2 protein-coding genes are annotated in these 2,346 nt (G+C 74.9%); one reads left to right on the top strand and one right to left on the bottom strand.

The genetic code is table 11. The features are described 5' to 3' along the window. Nucleotides 1-218 precede the first annotated feature (218 nt). On the bottom strand, nucleotides 219-1,178 hold the full coding sequence (locus L7D48_RS28235) for an ABC transporter substrate-binding protein (RefSeq protein WP_237883852.1): 960 nt from the start codon (nucleotides 1,176-1,178) through the stop codon (nucleotides 219-221). A gap of 83 nt (nucleotides 1,179-1,261) precedes the next feature. Between L7D48_RS28235 and L7D48_RS28230 the strand changes: the two genes are divergently transcribed. Then, nucleotides 1,262-2,266, top strand: coding sequence for an iron ABC transporter permease (locus tag L7D48_RS28230; protein WP_237883850.1), 1,005 nt, complete (start codon nucleotides 1,262-1,264; stop codon nucleotides 2,264-2,266). Nucleotides 2,267-2,346 lie beyond the last annotated feature (80 nt).

Raw genomic sequence — 2,346 nt, 5'->3', positions numbered from 1 at the left:
GGCGGAGGGGGCGTCGGACCGGGCGCCGGGGCGCTCCTGGTCCTGGCCGCCGGTGCAGGCGGTCAGGAGGGCGGCGCAGAGCGGCAGGGCCAGTGCGGCGGTGCGGGGGCTTCTCCGTAAGGGCATCGGCCGACCGTACCTCTTCCGGGCCGCGGCGTGGGCGGCGGCCCGGAAGCACGTGTGGCAGGAGGCCGTAACGGGAGCCGGAACAGGCGGGTTCAGCCCGCGTAGGCGGCCTCGATGTCCTCGACGACCTTCTCCATCGCGTACGGGCCGGCGCTGCTGCTCCACACCTGGCCGTCGACGCCGCTGACCGCGTCGCGCTCGGCGGCCTTCAGCCGGGGGAAGGACTTCTGCTCCCTGGCCGCCTCGAGCGCCTTCTCCCCTTCGGCGTTGAGGGTGGCCACGAAGACGTGGTCGGCGTCGATGCGGTCGAGGTTCTCCAGGGACAGCGGGTCGGAGTGGGGGCTGTCGAGTTCCCGTGCGATGGGCAGGAGTTCGGCGCCGGCCTCCTTCAGCAGGCCGCTGGGCATGTTGGCGGCGTTCATCACCATGGGGCCGGCGGGCATCCAGCGGGCCACCACGGCCGTGCCCGGGTCCTTTCCGCCGGCGGCGCCGGCGGCGCGCTCCAGGAGGGCGTCGATCTTCTTGTCGAACTCCTCCTTCTCGCCCAGCGCCTCGGCGTAGGTCTGGGCCGGCTGCTTCCAGTCGTCGTTGTTCGGGACGACGGTGGGGGCCACGGCCTTGAGGGCGTCGTACTGGGACTTCTCCAGCCTCGGCGCGGCCAGGATCAGGTCGGGGTCGACCTTGAGGACGGCCTCGATGTTGGGTTCCTTGACGGTGGCGACCAGCGGGACGGACTCCGCCTTCTCGCCCAGGTAGCCGGGCGCGGTGTCCGCGCCGCGGGCGCTGCTGGTGCCGACCGGCTCGATGCCGAGGTACAGGGCGGTGTCCAGAGAGGTGTCACCGAGAGCGACGACGCGCTTGGGTTCGGCGGGCACCTCCACCGAGCCGTAGGCGGTCTCTATCGAGCGCGTGGCGGCCGTCTTCTCGCTCCCGCCGCTTTCGCCGTCATCGCCCGAGGCGGAGCCGCCGCAGGCGGTCAGCCCCATGAGCAGGGCGGATGCCGCGAGGGCCTGGACGGTTCGGCGGTTTACGGGCAGGGCGGAGCCGGGCATGACGTGCCTCCTGGGCAGGGATGGTGCCAGCGATTGAGCTTAGGCTAACCTAACCGATGTACCGACCATCGAGAAGGTGTCATGTGACGCTCCGTAAGATTCTGCTGCGCGGCCTGCTGCCGGTGAGCGCCGCGCTGCTGGCCGTCGTGGCGGCCAGCCTGCTCCTGGGCGCCGGCGACGTCGGGCCCGCCCGGGCCGCCGCGGTGCTCCTCGGTGGCGCGGACGGCGACGCGGACGCCCGCTTCACCGTGCTGGAGCTGCGGCTGCCGCGTACCGCCGTGGCCGTCGCCGTCGGCGCCGCGCTCGGCGTCGCCGGGGCCGTGCTGCAGGCCACCGCCCGCAACCCGCTGGCCGAGCCCGGCCTGCTCGGGGTGAGCGCCGGAGCGTCCTTCGCCGTGGTCCTGGCGATCGTGCTGGGGGCGAGCGCGACGACCGTGGGCCCGTACGCCGCCGTGCTCGGCGCGGCGGCCGGCTGCCTGCTGGCCCTGGGCGCCGCCCGGCTGCGCGGGGCGGGCGACGACCCGGTGCGGCTGGTGCTGGCCGGCGCGGCGTTCAGCGGGATGGTGGGCGCGGCCTCCTCCGTGCTGCTGCTGGTCAACCAGCGGGCGGCGGACGAGATCCGGTTCTGGACGGTGGGCTCGGTGGTCGGGCGCGGCACCGACGACCTGATGGCCGTACTGCCCGTCCTGCTCGTGGGGCTGGCCGCGGCCGCCGCGGTGAGCCCCGCGCTGTCCTCGCTCGCCCTGGGGGACGACGTGGCCACCGGGCTCGGCCACCGGCCGCGCCGGGTGCGCGCGGTGGCCGTCACCTCCGTCGCGCTGCTGGTCGGCGGGGCGACGGCGGTCGCCGGGCCGGTCGCCTTCGTCGGCCTGGTGGTGCCCTTCGCGGCCCGGGCGCTGGTCGGCCCGGACCTGCGGCGGCTGCTGGGGGTTTCGGTGCTGCTGGGCCCGGCCGTGGTGCTGCTCGCCGACGTCGTCTCGCGGCTGGTCGTCCGCCCGTACGAGATGCCGCTGGGTGTGATGACCGCGCTGTTCGGCGCACCGGTCCTGGTCGCCGTCGTTCGATCGTCGAGGTTGCCGTCGCTGTGAAGACGCCACTGGAACCGCGCTCCGGAGCACCCGCGGGGGACGGCCCCGCCGGCGCCCTCGTCCCTCCGCCCGCCCCACCG

This window comes from Streptomyces sp. ICN903 (genome assembly GCF_022015835.1).
GTDB classification, from domain to species: domain Bacteria; phylum Actinomycetota; class Actinomycetes; order Streptomycetales; family Streptomycetaceae; genus Streptomyces; species Streptomyces fenghuangensis.
Note: the sequence above shows the minus strand (reverse complement) of the source record. Positions and strands in the feature narration are given on the sequence as shown.

Excerpts from the sequence above, each read along its gene's own strand:
- L7D48_RS28235 (WP_237883852.1), bottom strand. The coding sequence starts at position 1,178 with ATGCCCGGCTCCGCCCTGCCCGTAAACCGCCGAACCGTCCAGGCCCTC.